This is a genomic window from Psychrobacter piscatorii (assembly GCF_904846415.1).
Lineage (GTDB): Bacteria > Pseudomonadota > Gammaproteobacteria > Pseudomonadales > Moraxellaceae > Psychrobacter > Psychrobacter piscatorii.
The window spans coordinates 1-5,807 of sequence record NZ_CAJHAR010000065.1; the positions used below are offsets into that span (position 1 = coordinate 1).

6 protein-coding genes are annotated in these 5,807 nt (G+C 37.7%); 3 read left to right on the top strand and 3 right to left on the bottom strand.

Going from position 1 to position 5,807, the window contains the following annotated elements; translation table 11 throughout:
• The first annotated feature begins 810 nt into the window (after window positions 1-810).
• On the top strand, window positions 811-1,314 hold the full coding sequence (locus tag JMX83_RS14660) for a hypothetical protein (protein ID WP_201603291.1): 504 nt from the start codon (window positions 811-813) through the stop codon (window positions 1,312-1,314).
• A 263-nt stretch (window positions 1,315-1,577) separates the two neighbouring features.
• Here JMX83_RS14660 and JMX83_RS14665 read toward each other — a convergent pair whose 3' ends face one another.
• Window positions 1,578-2,408 (bottom strand): carbonic anhydrase, encoded by an 831-nt coding sequence (locus tag JMX83_RS14665; RefSeq protein WP_201603293.1) that lies wholly within the window; start codon window positions 2,406-2,408, stop codon window positions 1,578-1,580.
• A gap of 223 nt (window positions 2,409-2,631) precedes the next feature.
• Window positions 2,632-3,105, bottom strand: coding sequence for an IS630 family transposase (locus tag JMX83_RS14670; protein WP_201603295.1), 474 nt, complete (start codon window positions 3,103-3,105; stop codon window positions 2,632-2,634).
• 54 nt (window positions 3,106-3,159) lie between these two features.
• On the opposite strand from JMX83_RS14670, the gene JMX83_RS14675 reads away from it, so the two are divergent.
• Window positions 3,160-3,624 (top strand): HNH endonuclease, encoded by a 465-nt coding sequence (locus JMX83_RS14675; protein ID WP_201603297.1) that lies wholly within the window; start codon window positions 3,160-3,162, stop codon window positions 3,622-3,624.
• An 18-nt stretch (window positions 3,625-3,642) separates the two neighbouring features.
• Here the strand turns inward: JMX83_RS14675 and repM are convergent, their stop codons facing one another.
• Window positions 3,643-4,587, bottom strand: coding sequence for a replication initiation protein RepM (repM, locus tag JMX83_RS14680; protein ID WP_201603299.1), 945 nt, complete (start codon window positions 4,585-4,587; stop codon window positions 3,643-3,645).
• A gap of 687 nt (window positions 4,588-5,274) precedes the next feature.
• On the opposite strand from repM, the gene JMX83_RS14685 reads away from it, so the two are divergent.
• Entirely contained in the window at window positions 5,275-5,604 is a 330-nt protein-coding gene (locus JMX83_RS14685) for a helix-turn-helix domain-containing protein (RefSeq protein ID WP_201603302.1), read from the top strand.
• Window positions 5,605-5,807: the final 203 nt, after the last annotated feature.

The window sequence follows — 5,807 nt, forward strand, 5'->3', positions numbered from 1 at the left end:
TTGAGAATCGGACGCTAGGGTGACTAATATCTTTTAGTGAGCATAAACGAGCATAAACGAGCATAAACGAGCATAAACGAGCATAAACGAGCATAAACGAGCATAAACGAGCATAAACGAGCATAAAAGTTATTGTCTGCCATTATGTGATGGAGTAGCAGATTGAGATAAGGCGTAAAGGGAAATAAACTTAATTGCAGGATAGGCTAATGCCGTCAAAAATGGGGTATTTTGGGATAGAGTTTAGTTGGTCGCAGTTCATAAGACGACTTTTTCTTAGTGACAATGAGAACGCTATTACTGACCAAACGGCACACAAGTGATCAGTATCGTCATTTGTATCATTGAGAATTAATCAAAAGTTCCTAAGCAGCAGCTTAGGAATATTCTTCCGAGTCAGAAAAATTATGATAACTGCTAGACTTCCAGTTTTCACGGAACGATTTACCAGATGATCAAAATAAAATCTGACGTTTCATCCGATCTAATTTCATCACTCAAATTTACAATTTACCAAACAGCCGACACCTAGAACCTCCAAGCCGCCCAAAAAAACCACAAAATACACAGCGAAATAATTTTGATGAACGGATTTGGTAAGTTAAGCAAAACTCACCAAAAAGCTTGTCGTGCCGACGGCAAAATATAAGTACACACACCACGCAACTGGTTGCAAACGCTACAAGCCCCGTTCTATAAGGACAGACCTGTAGTACAAGGTGCGTTACGCGTGTAATACAACTATGATATATTATGCTCGTAGACCCTACTGTTATAAGGTTTTTTTGTATTACACAAGGATTTTAAAATATGTCAGATAAGCGCTCTATTTCATTTCGGATCGAAGACGGTATATATCACCTATTGAAGAAAAATTGTGAGGGAAATCTTACAAGATATATCACCTCTTTAATAATAAGTGGCTTGATGGTAGAGGTAGAAGAGTTATATACCAACGCTATAGGAACTACTAAAATAGAAGAGCTTAAAACTCAAAAAGATGAGATTAGAAAGCTAAAAAACCAGATAGAAAAGTTAGAACTGAAGCTCGAAAATTCAAACAGTTCTTATGAAGCAGAGAAAAAACGTCTGAAAGACGTTACAGCATCTTTAGACATGGATCGTAAAATATTGACAAATTTTTTCTTAGATTTTGGAGTGCCTATAGAATTTATAGATAAGCAATTTCAAAATGAAAAAATTAAGTTTAACGACAGTTTGTTGATAGCAAAGGGTAATCAACAGTTACTCATAAAAATTGGTCAGAGACTAGGGTTTAGCATAGATAAAATGAGAAGCTGGTTTAATGTTTAGTTGAACTAAAACTCTTATATCTGCTGTTACAAGGGTTTTTGATTTCTAATATGGTTTATAACAAAAATGGATGGTTAGCATTGCTAATGATGGGCAATTAATTTACATTGTAATTACCTGCATAAGCGAAGAGTAATGGCATGACTACAACTAGGGCGTGTCATCAATTAGCCTATTTATCGATAATAACGATTATAGGTAATGACGACACGCTCTAGTGGTATCTCTTTTATATTAATCTAATTCTATCAATGACGATGGGGTTATTTGCTAAGCTGTTCTACCTTACGTGAGCCTTGTGGCTGAATAGGGCGGTTATTGCCTTCGTATAGATCAGACATAATCTTAAATTGATCGCTAGTCAAGGTTAGAGGTTGCTTACTGACATACCACTGGACTCTTTCTGAACAAGGCGGTGTCGTTAGCGAGCCGCTATAATGATAGAAAGTGGACATGATAGGGGCTAAGCTAGATAAATCAATATTACTAGCCGTATAGTCGTTATCGTTTTGGGTGGTCATCTCAGTCCCGTTTAGCAACACGCGCAGCATATCATTGGCTTCACCAATTTTTAGCATGACACCTACTACTGCAAGATTGCCTTCGCTATTGGCGTGAACAAAATGAACCTCGCCTGGATAGTTTTGACTGCCGAATTGATGTTCGCTTGGTGTATGGTAATGAAACTGCTTCAGTACATAGCGTTCATTGTCTAATATAATAGCGTTGTTTTCGGTCGTCGGTGTATAAACGACAGTATGACCATTGTCATGGATTTGAATGTCAGTAGATTTAGCATAATCCATAACTGGCTTTGCCGCACTACTGGCAGTCACTTTTGTGATATTGATAGGTGACTGCTGTTTGCCTGTTTTACAGGTACTAGCGCCCTCAACGTCACCCCAGTATTCAGCACCTGTACTACCTTCGTATGACCACTTAGGATGATGGGCGCTATGACTATCTTGCGATGCTACTACAGTCGCACTAGTGTCAGTCAGCTGTTCTTCTGAAGCTTGGTGGTGAGAGGTACAGGCAGAAAAACCGAGGGTGCTTACTGCTATGGTAGCAACCGCTAAGTAATGAGGGTTCATATTATAGTCCTTGATAAAGTTATAGTGTTATATTTCCCTAAAAATCAAACGAATACGGCGTAAACCTTGTACACCGTAATCCTATAAAGCTCACAATTGGTTTTTTATATCAGTCATATTATCTGTAGTCTAAATTTATTTTGTTAATTTTTTATAAACTAGGGCGTGTCATCAATTAGCATAGATATTTCAGAATAAGCTATACTTATACCAAACCCAACAATTAAAGTTGCGCCCAAGCACGAGCAGTTAACGACCGAATTCTTTGTGGCTGTTTAAGCAAATTATTCCAAGCCAAGCAAGCGGCATCGACAATAGCCTCATAACTGTCATAACAACGATTGGATAACTCATTTTGCTTAAGGTACTGCCATACTCTCTCAGAAGGATTCAGCTCAGGTGAATAAGGCGGTAATTTAAGCATAGTGACATTAGCCTGATTCAAGCTTGGTTGATGCCATAATGCGCCGTCCATCACCACCACCGCATGACGTCCTTTTGGAACGGCTTTACTAATCTCTTGCATATGCAATAACATGGTGTGTTTATTAACGAAAGGCAGTACTAAGCCTACCGCTTTCTTTTTCGCTGGACAAAAGGCACCAAACAGATAAGCGGAATGAAACTGTTGCTGCTTGATCAGTCGAGGTCGCCCACCGCGGTAATGCCAAACTCTGGTCAATGAGCCTTCAGGCAAGACTACCTCGAAACAACCATTTCATGGATAAGCAATGGTGATATAGAGGATTACATGGCTAAGCACCAACATGAAAAAAATGCTAATCCGCTATGGCTCTACTTTCAAGCCGTTATTAGTTGGGTCAAAGCCACATTTCCAAAGTATCGGAAAGAAATGAAGGGCATACCATGGGGCGCACTCTACAACATATATAAAGATGACAATCTTGATCCAACAACATTAGAAATAGAAACAACTCGGCTGATGGCTGATGACGAGGTAACAAAGAAAAAGGGAATATACGAGTATTTACTTACAAAAAATGAGAAATACTTGAGCATTCGAACTTTTAAAGATAGTCATAAGCGAACGATGTACGAACGTCAAAAAGGCATTTGTACATCTTGCACACAACATTTTGAACTTAGTCAAATGGAGGCTGATCACATAACACCGTGGTCACAAGGTGGAAAGACAGAGCTTATTAATGGGCAGATGCTTTGTCGTGAATGTAATCGCAGAAAATCCTCTAAATAAGCAGTACATTCTATATGTTCAATACTCAAGGTACTCTCTAATCGGGCGCTTCTTAAATTGAGATGCGTCTTTTTTTAAGCGATTAATCATTTCGAACTCCCATCCTTGCTGAGATTGGCCAGCTGGACTAGTGGGACTTACTAAGTGATTGTATTCCGCCATAAAAGCGGGGTTTCGAACGATACGTCCTAGCTGTTTATCATTCAACCCATCAACCGTGAACATATCAGCAGTATCGCTATCTCTTTTCGACTCCATAGTCTTACTTTGTTTGGCTTTTATCTTAAACTTGAAAGTAAACCCAGTAATAGCGCGACCTTTCTTATGCTGTTCATATTTAACTGTGATATCAGTATGTTTATTAACTTGCTCTACTGCAAAATCTAACACGTACTTTTTAAAATCGCTCATACGTGAATATTTATTTTCCTCAACGCCTAATTGCTGTCTGAACTTCTGTAACTCAAAAGTAGGTGTCTTTCCTACAGATCGCCATTGTATGAGAAGCTCGTAGAGCCTAATAGCATAGCCACTGTTCAAGCTTTTAACTTGCTCTAACTCATAACTAGTAAATTGTTCTTCTAGTCTTGTAATTAGAGGCACGACATCATGTGTAAAACGTAAATATACGATACCAGTGTCTTTTTCATAGCCTATTTTATCTACCCAACGGCAATGAAAGCTTCTGTCCTTGCCTGTCTTAGGGTTCTTATCATGGTAAGTCACATATCGGTCAAATAAGCCCTTACAAGCATCCTTCATTACTGTATATGCAGTAGATTTATTGACATCAAAGTATTCAGCATATGTATGAGCATGAACATGCAACAAGCTATCAGCAGCGATCCCTTCGCCTGTTTCTCTAGCTTCTATAATTGCTAATAATACTAATCTTTGTTCAGATAAATCTAATGTATAGCTTGCTTGTATGAGAGCGTTATCTTTGACGACAATATCTGACATATTCATACTCTATTTGATTTAAAGTATCCAAATCATAACCTCTTTAAAAGAGGTTGTAAAGCGCCCTCTTTTTTTGTGCGATAAACCTCGTCTTATTGTGCGATAAACCTCGTCTTATTGTGCGATAAACCTCGTCTTATTGTGCGATAAACCTCGTCTTATTGGAACTGAAAGCCATGTATACCAATCTATACAGAGGACGTAAAAGCTTTTAAAAGTATCTAAAAACATTAAAAGCCTTTTTTATGGTGAGTAGTAATGAAAAAAGTGTTTAGAATTTAAGTAATATAAGTTTAAACGCAAAATAAAGGGGGTTAAAGCGTCTCAAAGCGTATCAGCTTGTTATACATAGTTTTATGTTTAAAACGTCGTAGGCGACACTACAGGACGTCTACAGGCCATATATACTTGTTACCTACGTATTAACGTGATATAAAGGCGGTAGTAAATGGTATATATAAAAAAAGGGCTACCATTCGAGTGGTAGCCCTTCTTCTTATACTAAATACCAGATACTAAAAAAGAGTGAATGTCTAGAATTCACCCCTTTAATACCTAGTAATTTACAACCTAGGAAACTGTAATTTACTATACTAAAGGTGTATTCTCAAGTTATCTGAACAGATTTCTTTAGAATTGGTGGTCTAAACATTCCTCATATTAAACTTAAATTATGAGGAGTTGATCATGGATCAATCTAACGTAACACCATCAGTGCCATCATTACCTAAAGCTTCTACACATAAAGGTTATATTTTATATACCTTTCTTAGAGGTGGGAAAAAACGCAATAAAGGGCTTTTTCATGAGATTGACACCTGTTGTTCAGGTAGCCGAATATCTGAGCTTCGCTCTGATGGTTGGGCTGTATCAGATAAGTACCTTCATGTTGAAACCAAAGAGGGTAAACCAGTCCGTGTTAAAGAGTACTTTATGAAATCTAGTAATATAGTGGACTACAAAAAGCGTGAGTCTGTTCAAAATTTCCTAGAGGTATGCGACAGAGTATATAGTTAACAGTAATCACTAAAGTAAAGAAGCCACCAAAACTGCTGTTTTGGTGGTTTTTTGATTTTAGAAGTGATAAAAATATTTGAGAATCGGACGCTAGGGTGACTAATATCTTTTAGTGAGCATAAACGAGCATAAACGAGCATAAACGAGCATAAACGAGCATAAACGAGCATAAACGAGCATAAACGAGCATAAACGAGCATAAA